We start from the raw sequence: 20,684 nt of genomic DNA on the forward strand, positions 1-20,684 counted from the left end.
CGGCGAGCGGCGGTCGGCTCCGACGTATTATGGGGGATCGATCAGGCAACGGTACCGTCATGGTTGCCGCCTTGCCGTAGCCAACCGCGGATCGAGCAGTTGCACGGTGACGTCGCTGAAACCATTGACGACGACCACGCCGATGCCGATGAGAAGCCCTGCGCCCATGGCCATGGGTATGTCCGCGGCGAGCACGCTGTCGATCAGCTGGGTTCCCAGGCCATCGAGATTGAACAGCACGTCGATGACGACCAAGCCACCGATCGTATGGGCCACCAACGGCCCGAAATAAGCGATGACGGGCACGAGGGTCGGCCGCAGCGCGTGCATGAAGGTTATTCGCAACCAACTTTGCCCTTTTATCCGCCCATAGGTTGGATAGAAATCCTGCATCGTTCGAACCACTGCGTTGCGGGCAACGCGCGAAAGATCCGGCAGCAGCGCCAGAGCGAGTGTTGCCGAGGGCAGGATCGAATATCCGGGCTGATGATGGCCCGCTGCCGGCAGCCATCGCAGACTGATGGCGAACGTGGTGATCAGGATGATCCCGAGCAGAAATGACGGCACGGACGACAGGATTGCGGAAACGAGGAGAAATCCCCGATCGACGATGCCGTCGCGCCGCATGCCTGCCGCAAAGCCAATGGCCAGGCTGAGAACCAGGGCCGCGCCAACGCCGATGATGGCGACATTTGCAGTCGTCTGGAAGCTGCGCCAGATCTCAGTGGCAACCTCTCGTCCACTGACCATCGACCGCCCCAACTGGCCGGTCAGCGCCGAGCCGATCCACCACCCGTATTGCACGATGATGGGCCGATCCAGCCCCGCGACCTGGCGAGCCTGATCCACCGCCTGCAAGGAGAGACGCTCGCTGTAACGCGCTTCGGCAATGCGAAACGCGATGTCGCCAGGTGCCGTCTGTGCGGCGACGAATGCGAGGCTGGCGACCGCGAGGGCAACTCCCAGCGCCGCCAGCAGATGACCGACGACGACCCCGGCAACACTGCGAAAGGGCGACACGCTCAGTCAGCCCATTTGACGCGATCGATCCAGAAGCTCAATTCCAGGGCGTCGACCGGCACGCTGTCGTATTCTATCCGATCGGATATCGAGACGTTGTAGTCGTACCAGACCAGCGGCAGGACCGGCAGGTCGCCGTTGGCGAGGGTTCGAATCTTGTCGTGGGCTGCCGCGCGATCGGCTTCCTTCGTGGCGGCAAGATAGTCGTTGAGGGCGCTTTCCAGCTTGGGATTGTGATAGTTGATGCCACCCCACACGGCTTTCTGCGCAGTTGCTTTGCCATAATCCACGAGCAGGGTGGCCACGGGATCGGGTACCGCGCCATAGTTGCGCCGGGTAAGGCCGAAGACAAAACTGCCATTGGCGACGGATTCCAGGACCTGTGCCTGGCTGCCATTCTCCAGGAGAACCTCGATACCGACTTCGGCGAGCTGTGCCTGGATCGCCTGCACCAGCGGTGTCATTTCCGGCTGTTTTCCAACGATGACCATGAAGGAGAAACGCTTTCCCTGGCGGGCAAGGATGCCATCTGGTCCCGGAGCCCAGTCCGCCCCCGCCAACAACCGCTTGGCTTCCTCGACATTGCGTTCGATTGGAGGCAGGTTGGCATCGTGCCAGCCTGGAAACGCTGGCGAGAAGAGTTGGTTGGCGGCTGCCTTGGGATTGCGGAACAGGGCCGCGGCAATGCCTTGCCGGTCGAGCGCAAGCGAGACAGCCCTGCGAACCGCCACGTCATCGAACCGACTATCGCCGGCATTGTAGATCGGCCCCAGAATACGCGCGGTCTGAACCTGCTTGATACGGACCCCTCCGCTGCCCTCCACTCTATCGCGCAGGACTTGCGGCAGACCCAACACGAGATCCGCCTGTCCCGCCTCGGCCATGTTGGCGATCGTGTCGGGCGAGGTGGCGCCGGTGAAATGAACCTTGGAAATGTTCGCTGGGGTGCCCCAGTAGTCAGGAAAGGCCTCCAGATCCACGGAGGTCTTGCCGTCGATATTGGTGATCCGATAGGGGCCGGTGCCGATTATCTGGGTCACCGTGCCGTCCTTGGCATAGGCTGACGGCGCCAGGATGATGGCGGCACCGTCCGTAAAAAAGGCTGGCAGGAGACTGAACGGCCGCTCGAGGGCGATGACCACCGTCTGGCCCTCGGCGCTGACGGACGCAATTGGCAGCTGCGAGACCATCTCCGTATTGTTGCGGGACTTGCGCTGCATATTGATGGCATCCCGGACCAATCCGGGACTCAGCACGGATCCATCATGGAAGCGCACGCCCTCGCGGATCGAAAAGGACCAGATCAATCCGTCGTCGCTGACTGACCAGCTTCTGGCGAGCTCCGGAGCCAGGTTGCCCCGGGGGTCGGTTCCGACCAGCGTTTCGGCGACGCGCAACCGGCGGAAATGGTAGCCCGTGTCGTCTGGCATCAGACTGGTGATCTCGCGAGGCGAGACGATCTGAAGAATGCGATCCTGCCTTGCCCAAGCCGAGCGACCGAGCACGACGGCGGCGGTGCCGAGCGCCAGGGGTGCGGTAAGCACCGCTCTTCTGGACATCATGGATGAGGCTCCCGGAATGTGCGGGGGCATGATCGCGATGCCGGATAGAGGTTGCCGGTTCCGGGCAACCCGTTTTTTCCGGCCCATCACAACTTTTGGCCGCCACTCGATCACTATCTTGCGTAGTGACAGCTACCATTCCTATTCACCTTAATCAAGGTAAAGCTATTTAATTCATAAGTTAAAATCGTTCTAATCTACGCAATATTGACAATTTGGCTGCTTGGTAATTGGAGAAATACGTATAGCTGGAACCGAGGCGAACGGGGTGCCGGCCAGGACCGGATGGAAATGTAGTGATAGCTACGTTCCGGCCGGAGCTCGGGCACTATTCGCTGCGCTGCAGTTCGTCGCGCAGGTCGCGCAGGCGGCGTGCCGTTTCCATGGCACGCTGGGGGTTCTGCTTCGTGAGCGACAGCACAATGGTCTCAAGGGCCAGCAGGATCGTCCCATACAGCGTCATGTTTCCGACTTCCGTGCGCGGGACTTCCAGTATCGCCTGCGCACCATGGGCCAATCGGCCTGCCGGATTGTCCGTTATGACGACGAGTTGTCCGCCTACCTTCTGAAGCTCCGTCTTGATGAGCAGGCTCTCCTTGAGAACCTTGCCATATGCGATGAGGATGACGGTGTCGCCCTTCCGAAGGCCCAAGAGTTCGTCTGCAAAGGCATGGCCCGCATCCTGCATCGCGAAGCTGGATCGGCCGATGCGGGCGAGATGCGTCGCGGTTTGTTGGGCCAGCCGATTTGGTGGTCCTCCCCCGAAAAGTCCGATCCGATCGGCGTCGTGCAGAAGTCGTGCCGCAGTTTCCAATTGGTCCGGTAGGGAGGATCGGGATAGCTTCTCGAGCATCTTGGCATAGGCCTCGATGACGAGCTGGAAAGGCGTTCGGCCGTGTTCCTGAGTGAGCTCACTCAGGGTAACACCAACCTTTTCCACCGGCGTGCGAGCACCCGCGTCAAGCTTCTCTGCGATCGCGGTCTTGAGGTGGGGTAGTCCGTCGAAGCCGAGCGACTGGATCGCCCGGATGACAGTTGCGTCGGAGGCATCGATCTTGGCGGCCAAATCGAGCGCAGAACTAACCAGCACCGCGTTCGGATGTTGCTCGACATAGGTCAGAAGTCGGCGTGCAGCGCCACTGAGACGCCGTCCGTCCTGTAGTTCGAGCATGTCACGTCTCCGCAATATGGTCATGGTTGCCGGTCACTTAACGGCCACTAGGACAGAAGCGCCCGCCCCGGTGCTGGCGTAGGGGCGTCAACCCGAATAGGTATTCCATTCCTCGCCGACAAGCGTGAACTTCATGTCTCGATCGGCGCCTCAATGTGCGGGTGTTGTTTGGCCTGCTGCAACCCGCTCTTTAGGCTGACCAGAAGGATGTTGTGCTCGGCATCTCGAAACCACTCCGAGGCGGCGGCAAGCCTGATCGATTGGGCGGGGACGTCGTTCATGATGAGCCTCATGCCCATTTCATGGGTGAATTTGCGCCGAAGCGTCGGGATCTCAGGTAAAGACGGCTCTTCAGGAGTGAACATCGCTTAAGGAATCGATTTCAATGAGCGGAAACAAAAAACATGCAAAAGAAGTTAATTATGTTTTATCGTTCTGAATTCTATAATATTGCTTCAAATAAATCCATTGCTTGAGTCAGCAGGTGTAAATTTATTAGAGGGAATACAATGAAAATTCGGGGCTTTACGGCCGCTCTCGTGTTGCTGGCGATCTTAAGTACGAGTTGCACGACACTCGGATTCAAAAGCCAAAAGAGGGTAAAATCTGGGCAGGAAGTCAGTGCTGGCTTTTGGTATCATGGGAACTCGGAGTGCAAATCCGCAGGATTTCCGAAAATAAAAATTGAATCATCAACGATGCACGGCACTCTTCGTTTTGTAGCAGGCAAAGGATATCCCGATTACAATTCTCGGAATCCGCTAAGAAAATGCAACAAGAACCTCATCGATGGTGTGTGGATATACTATAGAGCTCCGCAGGAATATCATGGGGAAGACGTTGTCTTGGTTAAAATTGAATGGCCTAACGGAGCTACAAATTACTACGGTAGTAAAATAATGATTGAATAAGAATATGTCTTTGTTCGCCATTTGAGAGCTTCGTGAACGTATTGATAGGGTATGGGAAGAGTTCTGCTCCGTGGGAGCAGTTTCTCTCAACCCTTCCAACGGTAGCGTTCTAGTTCCGGCGAATAGAGAGGAAATTCGATCGAGGATTGGCCTCGCGAGCCCAAGGGCCTTCAGCCCGGAAAATCCTCCAGCCGGGGCGGCCCAGATTCCGGGAGCACTTTTCTTCCTCCAAGGCACCTGAAGGCGCAACGGTCGCGCGGTGTGCAAGCTGGAATATGTCTAAATCATTGGTCTTGCAGGGGTATTTTAGGAGCTATAGGTATTGCAGCACTTGATGTGATCGTCATCAAACTGAAGACTCTGGTCGAGCGTGCTGTCAAATGATCAATGTTGTCGTCCATGATACCTCTAGCGTGACGGTGTTGCTGTATTTCTGTGGGCTGGGCGTCTGATGCGCGAGCTCGACGTGCACTATGGCCTCTATGTCAGCAATCGTTCAGCCTTGATCGAGTACGCAACGCCTATTCTCGGCTCCCGTGAAGCGGCCGAGGACATCGTACAGGATGCCTTCCTCAAGTTTTTCCCCTCGACGGGAAATGGCTTGGGCACCGAGCACGCGCTCGCCTATCTCTACCGCATTGTTCGCAATCTTTCCTTTGACGCACTGAAGCGCCGGAAAGTCGAAAAGCGAGTGGCCAAGGACGACGGCCCCTATTGGGCTCTTCCTCAGATGAAGCCCACGCCTGAAGAATCCTTGCTGCTGGGTGATCACATCAAGATCGTATCGGATATCCTCGCTTCGCTTCCGCTGGAGGTGCGGGTTGCAGCCGAAATGCATCGTTTTGGCGGCTTCACCCTCGACGAAGTGGCCGAGCATCTGGATATATCCGTCGCGACGGCCCATCGGCATGTCCGCACCGTGCTTTTGCGGATCGCGATGAAGATCGAGCGGGACAATATCTGACCCCTCTCATCGGTTTGAGAAAAAAATTTGCCCGTCGATCGTCTTTTGGACTGAAGCGGATAAAGTTGCGCGCCATGCCCGGTGACGGCATCAAATGACCAGGAATGACTTTGACCGAAGCTGACAAGCCGGACCCCATCCTCGAGGAAGCTGTCGACTGGTTGTTGCGCCTGCAGAACGAGCCTGCCAGCCCGGCGACGACCAGGCAATTCGAGGCTTGGCTCCGTTGCTCCGACGCCCATGCGAAAGCCTGGGAAACCGCGCGCAAGACCTGGCATCTGATGGGTGAGGAAGCGCCGGCTCTTCGGCATTTATGGCATCGCAAGGAGGCCGCGCTTTCCCCCGCTCCACAACGAAGAAGAAAGGCCCGCATTTCCGCCCCCGCGAGTGCACGGCCAAGGCGCAGGACATGGGCCATGGCAATGGTCGCGGCAGCCATTGCTGGGATCTTCCTGGTCGCGGCCATGCCAACGATCATGCTGCGGCTCGAAGCCGACTACATCACGGCAACAGCCGAAAGCCGGAACATCAGGTTGAGGGATGGCACACTCGTCATGCTGGGTGCCGATAGCGCGATCTCGGTGAATATCGGAGACTCAGGGCTCCGCAAGATCCGGCTTCTTTCCGGCGAGGCCTATTTCGACGTTGCCCATGACGCGTCGCATCCCTTTGTCGTCGATGCAGGCGGCGTCGATGTGACGGTGCTCGGCACGGCTTTCGACGTGCGGCTGTCCACTATGGCGACGACGGTCCAGCTCGCGCGCGGATCCATCGATGTCTCCTACAAGCATCCCGGTGTCCCCGGTGAAGCAAGGCTCATGCCCGGCGAGATGGCCGTCGTGGACCGTGCCACCGGGCAGATTACCAGGGGGACCGTGGCCCAAAAGGACATCGCGAGCTGGAGGGAAGGTCAGCTTTTCGTCAATGACGAAACCATCGGTTCGGTCGTCGAACAGCTTCAGCGCTACCATTCAGCCTGGATCAAGCTGCCCGACGGCAATCTGGCGGCTCGGCGTGTGACCGGGCTTTACGATCTGCGCGATCCCGACCGAGCCTTGCGAGCGCTGGTTCAGCCTTATGGCGGGAAGGTGCGCGAGTTGTCGCCCTATGTGCGAGTTCTCTCACACTACTAGGGCTGCTCAAAAAACGACCTCAAACAAATTTTGAGCCCGCGTGAGAAAAAATCGCGGGCTGGTCGTCTTTGGTTGGCAAGCGCGTGTGTTGGCGCCGCGCGGCGGATTGGAGATCCAGGCAGATGGTTTTGAGGGGACGGCCGGTCAGGGGCCAAATTGATACCGGCGGTAGGAGAGTTGGACCGGCTGTTGAACGACGGCCTTGGGCAGCCGTCATGTTGGCTGGCCTCGCTAGCCTTCCCTTTTGTTTCCAACCGGTCGCACAAGCGGCCCAGGTCAATGCCGCACGCTCCTTCGACATTCCAGCCCAACCGCTGGCGACTGCATTGAATGCCTTCGGCCGGCAATCGGGCCTGCAGGTGACACTGGCGGCGGCAACCTCGCGCGGGGTGGTCTCCCGGGCGGTGAATGGCACCCTGACGCCGCAACAGGCCCTGGCGCGGATGTTGGCGGGGACGGGCATTTCCTTTGACATCAGCTCCGATCGCACAGCCGTCGTCGGACGGGAGGCTCCCGTCGAGACACCCTTGTCAGCGCCCGATGGCACCATCGAGCTGGACCCGGTCATCGTCCAGGCAGGTGCGAATTCGGCGACGACCGAAGGGTCGGGCGCCTACAATGCTCAGTCTGTGACTGTTGCCGGGAAGATACCCGTGCCAATCCAGGAAATTCCGAACTCGGTCTCGGTATTGACGCGGCAGCGCCTGGAGGATCAGAACCTCAATACCGTCGATGAGGCGCTGCGCCAGGCAACCGGCGTGACGGCCGTCAATTACGGCGACGGGACTTCCTATTTCAGCGCCCGCGGCTATCAGCTCGATGCTCAGTATGATGGTATGCCCGTCTCGTCGGGGATTCAGTATCAGCAGCAATTCGACATGGCGATCTATGATCGTGCGGAAGTCCTGCGCGGCCCCGCCGGATTGCTGCAAGGCACGGGCGGGCCCGCGGGCACCGTCAATTTCGTGCGTCGAATGCCCCTCGATCATTTCTCGCTGTCGACGGACACCCAATACGGATCCTGGAACTTTCTTCGCCAGACAATCGATCTGACCGGTCCGCTGAATAAGGAGGGTACCATCCGCGGGCGCGTCATCGTGGCGGGGCAGGATCGCGACTTCTTCTACGACAAGGCCAAGGAATGGCATGGTACGGCCTATGGCGCGCTCCAGGTCGACCTTTCCCCCCAGACCACGCTGAGCCTTTCAGGCGTCTATCAGAAACAGCGATTTGCTCCGTTCGACTATGGCCAGTCGCTCTATACCAACGGCGCCTTCCTCAACGCTCCGCGTTCCGCATTCTTCGGCGCGGACTGGAGTTACAACAATTTCTCCACGGCGGAAGGCTATGCCGATCTCAAGCATACTTTCGACAATGGCTGGGTCAGCAACACCTCGCTGCTCTACCGCGACATGCGCAGCAACGCCAAATATGCCTACATGACGGATGGTGTGAATCCTGCCACCAATACGTCGGACTATGCGCTCCAGTCGGGCGTGCTCGATCAGAAGTGGCTGGGCGTCGACACCAACATCTCCGGTTCTTTCGAGCTGTTCGGTCGTGAAAGCCAATTCCTGCTGGGGGCGAACTATTCCTATCGCGACAAGCACCAGCTCAGCGGCTACATGGATGGCGGTGTCTACGAGATCTATTCCGCGCATGCCACGATACCTTACCAGAACGTACCTTTCACTTATGGCCAGGATTCTCGTACACAGGAGGCGGGCCTCTATGGCCAGACCCGCCTGAAGCTGCTCGACCCGCTGACCGTCGTCCTGGGCGGCCGATTCAGCTGGTACGGCAATGAACACCGGAACCTGATCCCCGCCACCGGTACCTGGACGAGCGATCCGAGCGTCAACGGCAAGTTCACTCCCTATGCCGGCATCGTTTATCAGCTGAACAAGACCTATGCGGTTTATGCGAGCTATTCGGATATCTTCACGCCGCAGGCCGACCCAACCTTTACCGGGCAAGGACTACAGCCACGCGTGGGCAGCCAGTATGAAGTCGGCGTGAAAGGCACCTTCCTGGATGGCCGCTTGAACGCAACCCTGGCCGCCTTCAACATCGACGACAATCACCGTGCCGTCGCGGACCTAACGAACCCTATCTTCTCCGTCGATGCCGGCAAGGCGCGCAGCCGCGGCATCGAGGCCGAGGTAAGCGGTGAAATCCTCCCTGGTTGGAACCTGACCGCCGGCTACACCTACCTTCAGACGAAATATCTCAGCGATCCCAGCAATGCCGGCATGGTGCTCGATCCTGAGGAACCCAAGCATGCCTTCAAACTGTGGAGCAAATATACGTTCGAAGGCGGGCGCTTCGAGGGGCTGAGCCTCGGGGCCGGCCTGCGGGCCTATAGCCGGACACAACGCGGCTCCCCGACCGGCCCCAGCGACATGTCGAGCCAAGGTGCCTACGCCGTCGTCGATGCCCAGCTCGGTTATAAGTTGAACGATCATTTCGAGGGTACGGTTACGGTCAAGAACCTGTTGGACAGGAAGTACTTCGATCGCCTGCCGACCCGGTATTTTGGCATTTACGGCGAGCCGAGGAGCTTCCTGGTGAGCCTCAAGAGCCACTGGTGACATGGTGCCTCGACGGCTTGCCGCAGACGAAAAGCGCCCGGGCCGACGCCTGTTCCTGGCCATGCTGGGGGCCGGCCTGGGCTGGAGCTGCGTGCCGGATGACACGGCGGCTCTGCCCACCATGTCGTCGCCCCGGATCGTCGTGCTGGACTGGGCTCTGGCGGCGACCGCAGTCAGCATAGGAGCGAACGTCATCGGCGTTCCCGCCATCGATTATTACCGGCGCTCGGCGGTCGAACCCGCTCTTCCCTCGGGCGTCGTCGACGTGGGGTTGCTCTTCACGCCGAATTTCGAACTCCTGGATGAGCTCAAGCCGGATCTCATCGTCATCCCGCCGGCCCTTCAGGTTGCCGGCGGCCTGCTCAAGCGGACCGCCCCCGTAGTCACGATCTCGTTGGAGCATGAGGGACGTCATTCGATCGAGGCGGCAGCAACGGCGACCCGCCTTCTCGCCAGTCTCCTGCGGATGCCGCAGCAGGGAGAAGCCTTGATCGAGGATACTCGGCAGCACCTCGCACAGGCCGCAGCGGAGGTGGCGAGATGGCGCGGGCGGCCCTTCTTCATAGCCATGTTCGCCGATGGGCAGCATCTGACTCTCTTTGGTCCTAAAAGCCTGTTCGCCGACGTGCTCGGCGCGCTTGCCTTGGTCAATGCGGAGGAAAAATCCGGCTTTTGGGGAGGGCGGATCGTGGTGGGTCTCGATAGGCTGGCTGGCGTGCCGGACGCCGGCATCATCCTCATCGATGCCGGTGATGGCAATGCGATGGCGCAAGCAAGCGCGGGCGGAATCTTCTGGAATTCCTTGCCGGCTGTCCGGGACGGCAGGGTGTTCCAGCTACCGGCCATTCTCGAAAATGGCGGTTTGTCCGCAGCGGATCGCTTCGCGAGACTGCTCGTGGCGTCCCTGAAAGCCGGGGTCCCTTGAAATGGAGGACCGCAACAAGCGGCTTTTATGGTGTCTGGCCGCGGGACTGGCGTTGGCTTCGCTGGCTTTCAGCCTGCATGGCATGTCCGAAATCCTGTCGGCCGGCCTGTGGTGGAAAGCTCTCTTCGCGCCCGACGCCAGCGATCTCGGCCAACTGACGGTCCATTACAGCATTCTTCCCCGCATCGCCGCCGCCCTTCTCGTGGGTGCGGGGCTCGGCCTGGCCGGGGCGATCCTGCAGCTCGTCTTGCGCAACGCTGCCGCCGAACCGGCAACGCTCGGCATTGCGGCCGGCGCCTTTCTCGCGCTGAGCGCAGCCTCGATGCTCATGCCTGCCTTCGCCGGTGCCAATCGGACCGCAATCGCTTTTGCCGGGGCCCTGATTGCGGGCCTGGCCGTCGTCGGGATGACCTGGCGCGGCCGGTTTTCGCCTCAGACCACGCTCGTCGCGGGGCTCGTGATCGGCCTTTATGCCGGGGCCGCCAATACCCTGCTGATCATGCTGCATGGAGGCCTGATAACCCTGTTCATCTGGGGTAGCGGTTCGCTTGCGACACAGGACTGGCAGACGGTCTTCTATCTTGCGCCCCGGCTGGTGCCAGCTTTGGTGCTTTCGCTGCTCATGGTTCGACCGATCGCGGTGCTTGCCGTCTCCGACGAGGCGGCGAGCAGCCTCGGTGTGTCGCCGGGGGCAATGAGACTCGCGGGGCTTTCCGTCGCGTTGTGGATCACGGCGGTTTGCGTTGCAGCCGTCGGCGTGATCGGCTTTGTCGGCCTTGCCGCGCCCGAGATCGTGCGCCGCCTCGGCTATCACCGCGTCGGCTCTCAATTCTTGCTTTCGCCCATGATCGGAGGGCTGCTGCTTTGGCTGACCGACCAGGCTTTCCGCACGATCTTCGGCGGCATCGAGATTCCGGCCGGTGCCGCCACGGCCCTGCTGGGCGCACCGCTGCTTGTCTGGCTCGTCATGCAACGCTCGATGAAGAGGCATCTTCCGCCACGATCGTTCGTCGCCCGCAGGCGCAGGGCAGGGGTTCACCCGGGCTGGCTCGTTGGATTGGTGCTGCTCACCGTCATCGCCTCGCTTCTGGTCGGCCGTGGCCTGCACGGCTGGAACATCTCCGGCCTTTCGACCTGGGAGGCCACCTTGTTTTGGCGGGGGCCGCGTATGCTGGCGGCGGGAGCTGGCGCGATCCTGCTTGCCGTAAGCGGATGCATCATCCAGCGCCTGACGGCAAACCCATTGGCAGGGCCTGAAATTCTGGGCGTCAGCTCAGGTGCGGCCTGCGGTGCCGTCGTCGCTATCATGCTCCCCGATGGAGCCCAGCCCCTCGCTCCCGTGCTCAGCATGGCCGGCGCGGGCATCGCGCTGATCCTGCTTCTGGCCATGGCGCAGCGGCGTTCATTCGAGGCCCACGATCTGTTCGTTGTCGGCATGGCCACGGCGACGGCGTTCAGCGCCCTCGTTTCGATCGTGCTGGCCAGCGGCGATCCGCGCGTGTTCGATCTGCTACGGTGGTTGAGTGGCTCGACATTCCTCGCCCAGCCGCGTGACGTCGTGCTTCTTACCGCCGCCGTCGGCGTGATGGCGGCCATATTGCCGCTACTCGCACGCTGGCTCGAGCTTCTGCCTCTCGGGCAGGGCATGGCGATGGAAGTCGGCATGCCGGTAAAAGGGAGCAGGGTGATCCTGCTTGCCTTCGCCTCCGGATTGGTCGGGCTGTCGGTCCTAACCATTGGCCCGCTGAGCTTTGTCGGGCTGATGGCGCCGCACCTTGCGCGCATGCTCGGTTTTCGCCGTCCGATTGGGGAGTTTTCAGCGGCCGCCGCCATCGGCTGCCAGCTGATGATCGCAGCCGACTGGCTGGGACGGGTCGTGATGTTCCCCAATCAAATACCGGCTGGCTTGATTGCAAGCCTGATCGCACCCCTCTGTTTCCTTGTGCTCGCTTGGAGGGCGGCTGATTGAGTGTGACGGAGGACAGGATCAGATCTCACTTTTACCAGGTCGCGAAAAAATTCACCCGACGGTCTCGTCAGATATCCCGGATGTATGCACGCGAGGCTGTCTGCTCGAACCAATTGTTGGTCGTGGCTCATTCCTGGGCCTTGCGCCAATAGGCGACGATGAGATGCTTGTGCTGGCGCAGGCCGCGCTCGCCCAGGAGCTGCGCGCGCAAAGTGCGAAAGGCCTGATATTCACAGCCCACCCAGGCATAGAGGCGGGAACCGTCGCCAGGTAGGGCGGTACGGCTGACCGCATCTACCAGCAGGTTCGTGGTGCCGGCAGGCGCGCCGTTGCGGAACAGCCATTCGATCTCGATGGCCGCGGTAAAATCGAACTGCTGCACCTCGCCTTTGTCGGCAACCTCGATCAGAACCTTGCCTCGCGCGCTCCCAGGCAGGCATTCGAGCATACGCCCGATCGCCGGGAGCGCGGTCTCGTCACCCGCGAACAGATACCAGTCGGCCTCAATCAGGCCGCCACCGCCCGGCCCGAGAACCCCGACTTCCTCGCCTGGCGTCACGCTCTCCGCCAGGCTGGAGCCCGGGCCGGCATCGGCATGGCGCACGAAATCGATATCGAGCGTGCCCGCTGCGGCGTCGAGCGAGCGCACGGTATATTTGCGTAAGGTGGGTTTGCGATCGGGATTGGGCCAATGGATCAGTCCGTCCGGGCCGACGCTCGGCCATTGCGGTTCGGGCAGGTCTGGGTGCTGCGCGAGGATGTTGAGATGCAGCGCCTCCATGGACTGGTAGCGCGAGACGTCACTGGCGGAGAACGTGATGCGGCGCATGTGAGGCGTCACGTCCTTCACTCCGATCACCCGGAAGATCTGGAAGTTGGGAGGGCGTGAGATCTCCGTGCCATCCCCGGTCCAGGCGATGGCAGGCCGCCTGCCCTGGGCAAATTCGACGATATGCGAGGCTACAGCCTGACGGATGAAATAGAGCTCCTCCAGGCTCTCCGCCTCGGTGTCGACCAGCGTGGCCGCGCCGGTGTTCGAAAAGCGTGCCCGGGCGCCGCGGAAATTGAGGATATGAGCGCCGTCGCGGTGCTCGACCTCGGCACCATGCTCGATGAAATGCTCGCAGAGCGGCACGATTACCGCTTGGGGATCAGGCAATTCGATACGGGCCTGGGCGACAAAACGCTTCATGGGATTGCTTTCTGGTGTTGATGGGCCGGGACGGAGCCCGAGCTACTGCGCTCGACCACACCGTCGACCATGATCTGCAGCCGTCCCTGCGAACAACGTTCCACTCGCGCCGCGACGTCGTAGACATCGGCCAGCATGCGTTGGGTGAGGATTTCGTCGGGCGGCCCGGCGCCATGGAGCCTGCCCTGGCGCATGACGATGAGGTCATCGGCCCATTGCGCCGCCAAGGCGAGATCGTGCAGCACGGCCACCACGATGCGCCCGCCCGCAGCATAGTTCTTGATGCTGCGCATGATGAAATATTGCCGGGACGGGTCGAGTGCGCTCGTCGGCTCGTCGAGCAGCAGCACGGGCGGCGCGCAGGCGATGGCTTGCGCCAGGCTCGCGACCTGCTTTTGTCCGCCGGACAACCGATCGAGTGGCAGGGAGGCGAGATAGGGCACGCCGAGACCGGTAAGGACATCCAGCGCCCGCTCGGCATGTGAGCTTGTAGCCTCGCCGGCCTGGGCGACCCGCAGGGTCGCGATCACCGTTTCGAGCACGCTGAGGGAGACGTCGAGCGGCAGAGCCTGAGGCATGAAGCCGACCAGCCTTGCCCGTGCGGCGGCGCTTATGTGGGTGAGGTCGCATTCGCCCAGCGCGACCTGGCCGCGCATGCGAATGAGATGGGCCATGGCGCGCAGCAGGGTCGACTTTCCGGCACTGTTGGGGCCGACCAGCGCCACCAGCCGTCCTGGCTGCAGGGGCGGCAAGGTGAGATCGGTGATGATGTCATGCCCGCCATAGCCGGCATGAAGCCCGCGCACGACGAGCGCCGGGGTATGATCCGTTTTCATCGGCCTTTCCCAAGCGTCCGCAGCACCAGGGTGAAGAACACCGGCAGGCCGATCAGCGCCGTTATCACGCCAACGGGCAGGAGCAGGCCGGGTATCATCAGCTTGGTGACGATGGAGGCGACCAGCATGACCAGCGCTCCCACCGCCAAACTGGCGGGCAGCAGGAAGCGATGGTCCTCTCCGACCAGCAGCCGCGCGATGTGCGGGCCGACCAAGCCGACGAAGCCGATCACGCCGACGAAGGCCACCGCAGTGGCCGAGAGCAGGCCGACGCGCAACAGCGATCCTAGGCGCAGCCTGGCAATGTCGACGCCGAGGCTGCGGGCGCGTTCTTCCCCGAGACGCAGCAGTGTGAAGCGCGAGGAGGCGGCCAGAGAGAAGGGAATGCTGCCCGCCAGCACGACTGCCAGGATCAAGGTGGTGGCGGCATCCGCGCGCACCAGGCTGCCCATGCGCCAGAAGACAAGCTGCTGCAGGGCATCGGTGGAGGCCATGAATTGCAGCAGCGACAGCAAGGCTTCGGCCGACAGGCCGATGGCGATGCCGAACAGGATTAGGGTCTGGGGGCTGGCGCCGCGCCAGCGGGCAAGCGCATGGATTGCTCCCAGCGAGAGGACGGCGAACAGAAAGGCGTTGGCCGAAACCATCCAGCTTGCGGGCAGCCCGGGCAAGGACAGGCCGAGCACGATCGCCACTGCCGCGCCGAGAGCGGCGCTGTAGGACACGCCGAGCGTGAACGGCTCGGCGAGGGGATTGCCGAGGACCGTCTGCATCTCCGCTCCCGCCAAGGCGAGGGCGGCGCCGACCAGCAGCGCCATCACGCTCATCGGCAGGCGGACCTGCCAGACGATCACCCGGACGGAGCGAGTGACCTCGTCCGTGCCGAAGAGGGCGGCCAGCGTGTTGCGTAGGCCGACGCTTGAGGCGCCGACGACGAGATCGATCGAGAAAGCGGCGAGCCCGAGCGCGATCAGCGCGAGGACCAGGAGCAGCCGGCGGCGCTGGCTCGCGCGATAGTCGGTGAGGGCAGAACGACCGGAGTTCTCGGCGGAAGGGACGGGGCTCATGGCGTCGACGGACCCGCCACAGGTCCCGCATCGATCCAGAATGTTCCCTCGACCGGGGCTGCCAGGAAACGTTGGTTGATCTCGGCCAGGGTTTGCGCCGGATCGAGATCGGCGAACAGATCCGGATGCGTCCATTTGGCCAGGCATTCGACCGCCAGGATGTTCAAGGCCGAAATGGCGACCTGGTGCGACAGGCCATAGGCGCGACCCTCGCGCACGGAGCTGAGTTCGCCGAGAAGATTGCGCCGGACCACGGCACGCAAGGAGGCACGGGCGGCCTCCGGCTCGATTCCGGCGCCGAGAACGAGGCCCCCGCGCTTGGCCAGATGCGAGCCGCCGGTACCGATATAGATCCGGGGATCGGCGGCCAGGACATATTCCGGGCTGAGCTGGCCATCATAGCCGGGGACGATGTCGGCGCCGAGCACGCGACCGCCGACAAAGGCCAGGTCATGCGTGATGGGATTGTCCGCGCCAGGGATGGAGCAGCATTGCAGGCCGGCATGGGCATCGATGAGGAGCTGCGGCCAGGTGTCTCGGGGCTGCGTTTTCACGCCTTCGAGCCGCTGGGCGATACGGTCGTAATGGACCTTCAGAAAGGCTGCGAAGGCCTCGGCGCGGGCTTCCTGGCCAATTGCCCTGCCGAGCAGGCGGATCGAGGCCATGGTCACCTCGCCTGCCGTCTGCCCCTTGTTTCGAGGAGAATCGAGAAAAATCACCGGCACGCCGGCAGCCTCCAGCTTGGTGGCAATAGCCTCCCAATCGGGTTGCCAGATGCTGATGACGAACAGATCGGGCTGCGCAGCAAGGATCGCCTCGACTGAACTGTTGGCGGGCGAAACCGCGCCGACCACCACAATGTCGTCGATCTCGGGGAAGCGGCGGTGGAAGGCATCGTAAAGGCCGCGGTCGAAACGCTGTGGCGCGGCCCAGCCGGCGAGCTTGGAGATCGGCTGCGGATCGACCAGAGCCAGCGATAGCAGGACAAGGCTGTCATTGGTGACGATACGCTTGGCCGGCTGTTGCAGGTGGACTTCGCGTCCAGCGGCGTCCGTCAGCCGGATATCCGCCCGCGCAATGGATACCAGGCTCATCGTGGCCAGGATCAACCCGCCGAGCAGGAGGAGAGCCATAGATCCGGCCATCCTGGCGGCGGCCCTAGCCTGCGGTTCAGTGCGAAAGAATTTTACGATCATCACCATGTATATTTCAGATTCGCCGTGATCGCGCGCCCCGCGCCGTAATTGCAGCTGCCGCCGGTCCGGTTGAGGCAGTGCGAGACATAGGTCCTGTCGAACAGGTTGGTGGCGTTGACCCGCAAGGTCGTGCCCTGAAGCTCCTTGCGTAGCGTGCCGAAATCATATTCGGCGCCGAGGTCGACCAGCATGCGGCCTGGAATTCGCAAGTCCCGGTAGTAGGTGACGTCGGTCTGGTAGGAAGAGGTGGCGCGCATGCCGGCGCTCAGCGAAAGGCCGGGCGTAAAGGCGGGGCGATAGAGGGCCCACAGGCTGGCCTGATGCTCGGGCAGACGCAGCATTTCCCGGCCGCGCTCCACCGCATTGGTGGAGGACAGGATCTTCGAGTCCGAATAGGCGTAGGAGGCCATCACCTGGAATTGCGGGGAGAAATCATACTTGCCTTCCAGTTCGATGCCGCGCACGCGCTGGCGGCCGTTCTGGACAGAACCCGCCACTCCGAGGGAGGACAGTGAGTTGTCGGTGGTGAGCTGGAAGACCGAAGCGCCCACCATGCCCCCGCCGCCGGGGGGCTCGTATTTCAAGCCGGCTTCGTACTGCTCCGCTGTCAAGGCCTCGAAAGGTTGCCCGTAAGCGCTGGTTCCAAGCAAGGGCAGGAAGGAAGTCGAATAGCTCACATAGGGCGCCAGGCCGTTGTCGAACAGATAGGTGAGGCCGGCCCGCCCGCTCAACTGCCGGTCCCTGGTCGTGTAGGTCCTGTACTTCCCCGGCGGGCGGACGGTCGTGTGAATTTGCGAGATGTCGTAGCGCAGGCCGAGCGTCGCGACCCAGCGCTCATAGCGGATCTGGTCCTGGACGTAGATGCCGACCTGATCCTGCTTCTGCATGCCGGATCGCTGGAGCGGTGCCAATGGGAACGGGCCATTGCCATAGACGGGATCGAGGATGTCGATCGGCCGTATCGAGCCACTATTGCCGAAATTGGTGGAAGAGGTGCCGTGCACATAGTCGAGGCCCGCCAGCACGGTGTGGTCGAAACGCCCGGTGGCGAATTTGGCCTCGACCTGGGTGTCGACGGTGAAGGCCGACAGTGTGTCCTGCGACATGGCGGTGACACGGTTGAGGGTACGTCCGTCGGGCTGCCAGGCGAACGCAGGGTTTACCAGCACCAGCTTCATGCTCTGGTCGGAGCGGGCGAAGCGCAGGTTCTGGCGCACCGTCCACGTGTCGTCGAAGCGATGCTCGAACTCGTAGCCCAGATGGAAATAGTCGCGGTGGAAATGGCCCCAATCCGGTTCCCCCAGGAAGAGATCGCGCGGGATCTGGCCCTTCGGATTGCGCTTCAGCGTGCCGACGGCCGGATAGAAGCGCGGATTGAAGATGGGCCTGTCATTTTGATAGTAGCCGTAGAGTGTCAGCGTGGTTTTCTCGTCGGGGCGCCAGCTCAGGCTCGGCGCGATCAGCAATTGCCGATCGCGCTCATGATCGATCTGGGTGTTGAGATTCTTGCCCAGGCCGATCAGCCGGTAAGACCAGGCACCGTCTTCGCTGAGTGGGCCGGTGAAGTCGAAAGCACCCTGGATGCCGCCGAAGGCGCTCGATTGCAGCGACACTTCCCGTCGGGCAGTGCTCAGCGGACGCTTGCTGACCTGGTTGACGAAGCCGCCCGGCACGGTGCGGCCATAGAGCACCGAGGCTGGTCCCTTGATCACCTCGACACGGTCGAGTGTGTAGGGATTGATGGCAGGGTTGGCGTAGCCGCTGGGGTCGCCGGGGAGGACGAGGCCGTCGAGCCAGGTGGTGGCATAGGTATTGAAGCCGCGGATATAGAGCCAGTCATAGCGGATGTCGTTGCCGTTCGGGTCCGACATCACGCCCGGCGTGTAGCGCAATGCCTCGGCCACCGTATTGGCGCCTTGCGCATCCATCTGCCCGCGCGTGACGACGCTGACCGCCTGCGGCGTCTCGATCAGGGGCGTATCGGTCTTGGATGCGCTCTTGTTGCGTTTGGCCACCACGCTCCGCTCGCCACTCGGGCCGTTCGTCGCCTGGACGATCACTGGATCGAGCTCGATCGGTTGTGACGTTGCTGCTGCGTTCTGCTGCGCCCAAGCAGCCGGTGCGGTTGCGCCATGAAGCAGAGCGATGGCAAGCGCCAACCCGGAGACGTTTGTAACCATACGCAGTTGCAATACAATTCCTGTGCAGTCTAGATTGATTCTAGATTTTAAATTTCGCAACGATTCTCTGGTAACGCTGCGACTATATTCTAGTTTTGATCTATTCAAAAACATGCGCGGTCCAGGGAATTGACTTACCATATGAGTTAAATTATCGGCTATGGCATTGTTTCGTGCTTGGCAATGTTAAGGTCTTTGCGCAACGATCTTAGATCTTTGCGCGCCGATGAAATTTTTGGTGACGGATGATCGCTGCGTCTCAAACCCCAACCTCGGGGTAGGGGGATGCCGAACGCAGATGGAAGGGCTTTGCCGATGAGCGCAGTTTCAAGCCGGCGTGGCCAGGCGACCGGCGGCGAGCTCAAGGCCATTCGCGTGCGCGATTTCCTCGAACGGGAGCGGGTTGCTCTCGACAGCCCCGACAGCCGCCTTTCTATGGACGACATCCTGATCGAAGGCGAGTTCATGCATCGGGAATTACGTCCGGGCCTATTCCTGCATGGCGGCGACGTGGTCGAAGAGCACGCGTTCACGGTCACCTCGCATTTGCAGCCGGGTCTGTCCTGCATCTTCTTTGTGGACGGCGAGGTCGGACTGGGGATCGGCGACCGTCGGTTCGAGTTCCGGGGCGGTCCGCGCGGAGCGATGGAGGGCGTGGCCATCATGAGCACCACTGCTGAGATCTTCCGCAGGATCTCACGGGAACGCCAGCATGTGCGCCATCTGGTGGTGTCCGCTTCGCCGGAATGGCTGCAGGTCGAAGGCCTCGAAGCAGCGCATGGCGAAGGTTTTGTCGGTGGCCTGCTGAAAGATCATCTCGGTGAGCATCGCTGGACACTAACGCCGCGCCTGGCCGAATTGGTGCGACAGGTCATGACGCCGACGGCCTTCGCGCCAGAATTGCGCAATCTCTATCTGGAGGGGCGCGCCGTGGAGATCGTGGCAGAAACCATCGCCGCGGCGACGCAGACGGATCGCCGCAGGCCGGTCGGCAGCACTTTGGCCCGTCAGGACCTCGTTCGCCTGAAACGCGCCAAGGATCTGATTGATGGGCATCTGGCCGAGCCGCTCAGCATCGAGGCGATTGCCCGGGAGGCGGGGGTCTGCGCCAGCGGATTGCAGCGACTGTTCCGGTTGAGCGAGGGTCATAGCGTGTTCGACTATGTGCGACGCATCCGATTGGAACACGCCCACATCGCCTTGCTTTCGGGCGAAAAGAGCGTGCAGGAGGCTAGCGAGTTGGCCGGCTATGCCAGCCCGGCCAATTTTGCCACGGCCTTCCGGCGACAATTCGGTCTTGCCCCACGCGATGTATTGGCTAAGCGACGAGCCCATTAAGGAGTCGGATGCAAGGCGGTTGATCGACGCGATGTTTCAGCTGGGGACGCGAGCGGGTGACCCATCCCTCTGGTGCCACATACGCCAACCTGTCGCGGGACTTCCCGCTTCTGATGCGATGGATCGAGCGGTCGCGTGGCAAATGCCTGGACTTCTCTATTCGGCGTGTTGAAGCATGGCGCTTTCGAGCTTCATTACCAAGGCGGGCTCGATGCCTTTCGAGGCCTCGCTTCTCTTCAGGATCGGTGCTTTTGACCCTCCCGGGGTGGGGCATTGGAATGAGGGGAGCAATCTAAACAGTGTTTTCTCCACGTTGCCATGGTCGACACGAGTCCTGGCACGCTCTTCCTCATCCTTCGTCCCGCGAAGGACATCTGGCCCGCTTCCCTGAGCGCTTACTGACGCACATGTTTTGTAGGGACACCGCAGGCCGGAGATCGTTAGACCACCCCGCGTAGGTTATTGCTCGCTGCGGCACGACAACCCGAATTTGCGCTTCCGTTGGGTGTTCGGAATATCCAACAATCGTAGCCGTACAGTTGAAGCGGTTGGTAGGGAAAGGCGCATCGGCACATTCGATGCCAGCATATGAGAGAACTATGCTGCCGTACGAAATACGCCACTAGGAT

15 protein-coding genes and 1 pseudogene are annotated in these 20,684 nt (G+C 61.6%); 7 read left to right on the top strand and 9 right to left on the bottom strand.

Going from position 1 to position 20,684, the window contains the following annotated elements; all coding sequences use genetic code 11:
* Positions 1-57: 57 nt before the first annotated feature.
* The 4 genes from BA190_RS08785 to BA190_RS36430 form a co-directional block, all read right to left on the bottom strand.
* Entirely contained in the window at positions 58-1,020 is a 963-nt protein-coding gene (locus BA190_RS08785; RefSeq protein ID WP_082979582.1) for an ABC transporter permease, read from the bottom strand.
* A 2-nt stretch (positions 1,021-1,022) separates the two neighbouring features.
* Positions 1,023-2,582, bottom strand: coding sequence for an ABC transporter substrate-binding protein (locus tag BA190_RS08790; RefSeq protein ID WP_068285235.1), 1,560 nt, complete (start codon positions 2,580-2,582; stop codon positions 1,023-1,025).
* A 328-nt stretch (positions 2,583-2,910) separates the two neighbouring features.
* Entirely contained in the window at positions 2,911-3,753 is an 843-nt protein-coding gene (locus tag BA190_RS08795) for a MurR/RpiR family transcriptional regulator (RefSeq protein ID WP_068285236.1), read from the bottom strand.
* A gap of 131 nt (positions 3,754-3,884) precedes the next feature.
* Positions 3,885-4,118, bottom strand: a complete 234-nt coding sequence (locus tag BA190_RS36430; RefSeq protein ID WP_068285238.1) for a hypothetical protein — start codon at positions 4,116-4,118, stop codon at positions 3,885-3,887.
* 997 nt (positions 4,119-5,115) lie between these two features.
* Between BA190_RS36430 and BA190_RS08805 the strand changes: the two genes are divergently transcribed.
* The 6 genes and pseudogenes from BA190_RS08805 (at position 5,116) to fhuB (ending at position 12,246) form a co-directional block, all read left to right on the top strand.
* Positions 5,116-5,628: an RNA polymerase sigma factor gene (locus tag BA190_RS08805; RefSeq protein WP_068285240.1), complete on the top strand. Its 513-nt coding sequence runs from the start codon at positions 5,116-5,118 to the stop codon at positions 5,626-5,628.
* 104 nt (positions 5,629-5,732) lie between these two features.
* Positions 5,733-5,882, top strand: a pseudogene (locus tag BA190_RS36800) (FecR/PupR family sigma factor regulator); the annotation flags it as partial.
* 162 nt (positions 5,883-6,044) lie between these two features.
* On the top strand, positions 6,045-6,761 hold the full coding sequence (locus tag BA190_RS08810; protein WP_245314644.1) for a FecR family protein: 717 nt from the start codon (positions 6,045-6,047) through the stop codon (positions 6,759-6,761).
* Positions 6,762-6,976: 215 nt separating this feature from the next.
* The gene (locus tag BA190_RS08815; RefSeq protein ID WP_068285244.1) at positions 6,977-9,352 is read left to right on the top strand and encodes a TonB-dependent siderophore receptor; all 2,376 of its coding nucleotides are present in this window, start codon (positions 6,977-6,979) and stop codon (positions 9,350-9,352) included.
* A 1-nt stretch (position 9,353) separates the two neighbouring features.
* Positions 9,354-10,277: an ABC transporter substrate-binding protein gene (locus BA190_RS08820; RefSeq protein ID WP_068285246.1), complete on the top strand. Its 924-nt coding sequence runs from the start codon at positions 9,354-9,356 to the stop codon at positions 10,275-10,277.
* Between the two features lies 1 nt (position 10,278).
* Positions 10,279-12,246 carry a Fe(3+)-hydroxamate ABC transporter permease FhuB gene (gene fhuB, locus BA190_RS08825; protein WP_068285248.1) on the top strand — a complete coding sequence of 656 codons (1,968 nt, stop codon included), beginning with the start codon at positions 10,279-10,281 and terminating at the stop codon, positions 12,244-12,246.
* A 127-nt stretch (positions 12,247-12,373) separates the two neighbouring features.
* Here fhuB and BA190_RS08830 read toward each other — a convergent pair whose 3' ends face one another.
* The 5 genes from BA190_RS08830 to BA190_RS08850 form a co-directional block, all read right to left on the bottom strand.
* A complete protein-coding gene (locus BA190_RS08830) occupies positions 12,374-13,438 on the bottom strand; it encodes a siderophore-interacting protein (RefSeq protein ID WP_068285250.1) in 1,065 nt (354 codons plus the stop codon).
* Complete coding sequence (locus BA190_RS08835) at positions 13,435-14,274, bottom strand: ABC transporter ATP-binding protein (protein ID WP_068285252.1); 840 nt, start codon at positions 14,272-14,274, stop codon at positions 13,435-13,437. The genes BA190_RS08830 and BA190_RS08835 overlap by 4 nt, the downstream gene beginning before the upstream one ends.
* A complete protein-coding gene (locus tag BA190_RS08840) occupies positions 14,271-15,341 on the bottom strand; it encodes an iron ABC transporter permease (protein WP_082979586.1) in 1,071 nt (356 codons plus the stop codon). Before BA190_RS08840 ends, BA190_RS08835 begins: the two co-directional genes overlap by 4 nt.
* On the bottom strand, positions 15,338-16,474 hold the full coding sequence (locus BA190_RS08845; protein WP_082979587.1) for an ABC transporter substrate-binding protein: 1,137 nt from the start codon (positions 16,472-16,474) through the stop codon (positions 15,338-15,340). The genes BA190_RS08840 and BA190_RS08845 overlap by 4 nt, the downstream gene beginning before the upstream one ends.
* Positions 16,475-16,536: 62 nt before the next feature.
* On the bottom strand, positions 16,537-18,717 hold the full coding sequence (locus BA190_RS08850; RefSeq protein WP_068285254.1) for a TonB-dependent siderophore receptor: 2,181 nt from the start codon (positions 18,715-18,717) through the stop codon (positions 16,537-16,539).
* Positions 18,718-19,032: 315 nt separating this feature from the next.
* On the opposite strand from BA190_RS08850, the gene BA190_RS08855 reads away from it, so the two are divergent.
* Positions 19,033-20,055, top strand: coding sequence for an AraC family transcriptional regulator (locus BA190_RS08855; RefSeq protein WP_068285256.1), 1,023 nt, complete (start codon positions 19,033-19,035; stop codon positions 20,053-20,055).
* Positions 20,056-20,684 lie beyond the last annotated feature (629 nt).

Origin of the sequence: Labrys sp. WJW, from assembly GCF_001676615.1 — a bacterium.
Taxonomy (GTDB): Bacteria; Pseudomonadota; Alphaproteobacteria; order Rhizobiales; family Labraceae; genus Labrys; species Labrys sedimenti.

Excerpts from the sequence above, each read along its gene's own strand:
- BA190_RS08815 (WP_068285244.1), top strand. The coding sequence starts at position 6,977 with ATGTTGGCTGGCCTCGCTAGCCTTCCCTTTTGTTTCCAACCGGTCGCA.
- BA190_RS08830 (WP_068285250.1), bottom strand. The coding sequence starts at position 13,438 with ATGAAGCGTTTTGTCGCCCAGGCCCGTATCGAATTGCCTGATCCCCAA.
- BA190_RS08805 (WP_068285240.1), top strand. The coding sequence starts at position 5,116 with ATGCGCGAGCTCGACGTGCACTATGGCCTCTATGTCAGCAATCGTTCA.
- BA190_RS08840 (WP_082979586.1), bottom strand. The coding sequence starts at position 15,341 with ATGAGCCCCGTCCCTTCCGCCGAGAACTCCGGTCGTTCTGCCCTCACC.
- BA190_RS08820 (WP_068285246.1), top strand. The coding sequence starts at position 9,354 with ATGGTGCCTCGACGGCTTGCCGCAGACGAAAAGCGCCCGGGCCGACGC.
- fhuB (WP_068285248.1), top strand. The coding sequence starts at position 10,279 with ATGGAGGACCGCAACAAGCGGCTTTTATGGTGTCTGGCCGCGGGACTG.
- BA190_RS08850 (WP_068285254.1), bottom strand. The coding sequence starts at position 18,717 with ATGGTTACAAACGTCTCCGGGTTGGCGCTTGCCATCGCTCTGCTTCAT.
- BA190_RS08845 (WP_082979587.1), bottom strand. The coding sequence starts at position 16,474 with ATGGCTCTCCTCCTGCTCGGCGGGTTGATCCTGGCCACGATGAGCCTG.
- BA190_RS08810 (WP_245314644.1), top strand. The coding sequence starts at position 6,045 with ATGGCAATGGTCGCGGCAGCCATTGCTGGGATCTTCCTGGTCGCGGCC.
- BA190_RS08795 (WP_068285236.1), bottom strand. The coding sequence starts at position 3,753 with ATGCTCGAACTACAGGACGGACGGCGTCTCAGTGGCGCTGCACGCCGA.
- BA190_RS08790 (WP_068285235.1), bottom strand. The coding sequence starts at position 2,582 with ATGATGTCCAGAAGAGCGGTGCTTACCGCACCCCTGGCGCTCGGCACC.
- BA190_RS08835 (WP_068285252.1), bottom strand. The coding sequence starts at position 14,274 with ATGAAAACGGATCATACCCCGGCGCTCGTCGTGCGCGGGCTTCATGCC.
- BA190_RS08855 (WP_068285256.1), top strand. The coding sequence starts at position 19,033 with ATGAGCGCAGTTTCAAGCCGGCGTGGCCAGGCGACCGGCGGCGAGCTC.
- BA190_RS36430 (WP_068285238.1), bottom strand. The coding sequence starts at position 4,118 with ATGTTCACTCCTGAAGAGCCGTCTTTACCTGAGATCCCGACGCTTCGG.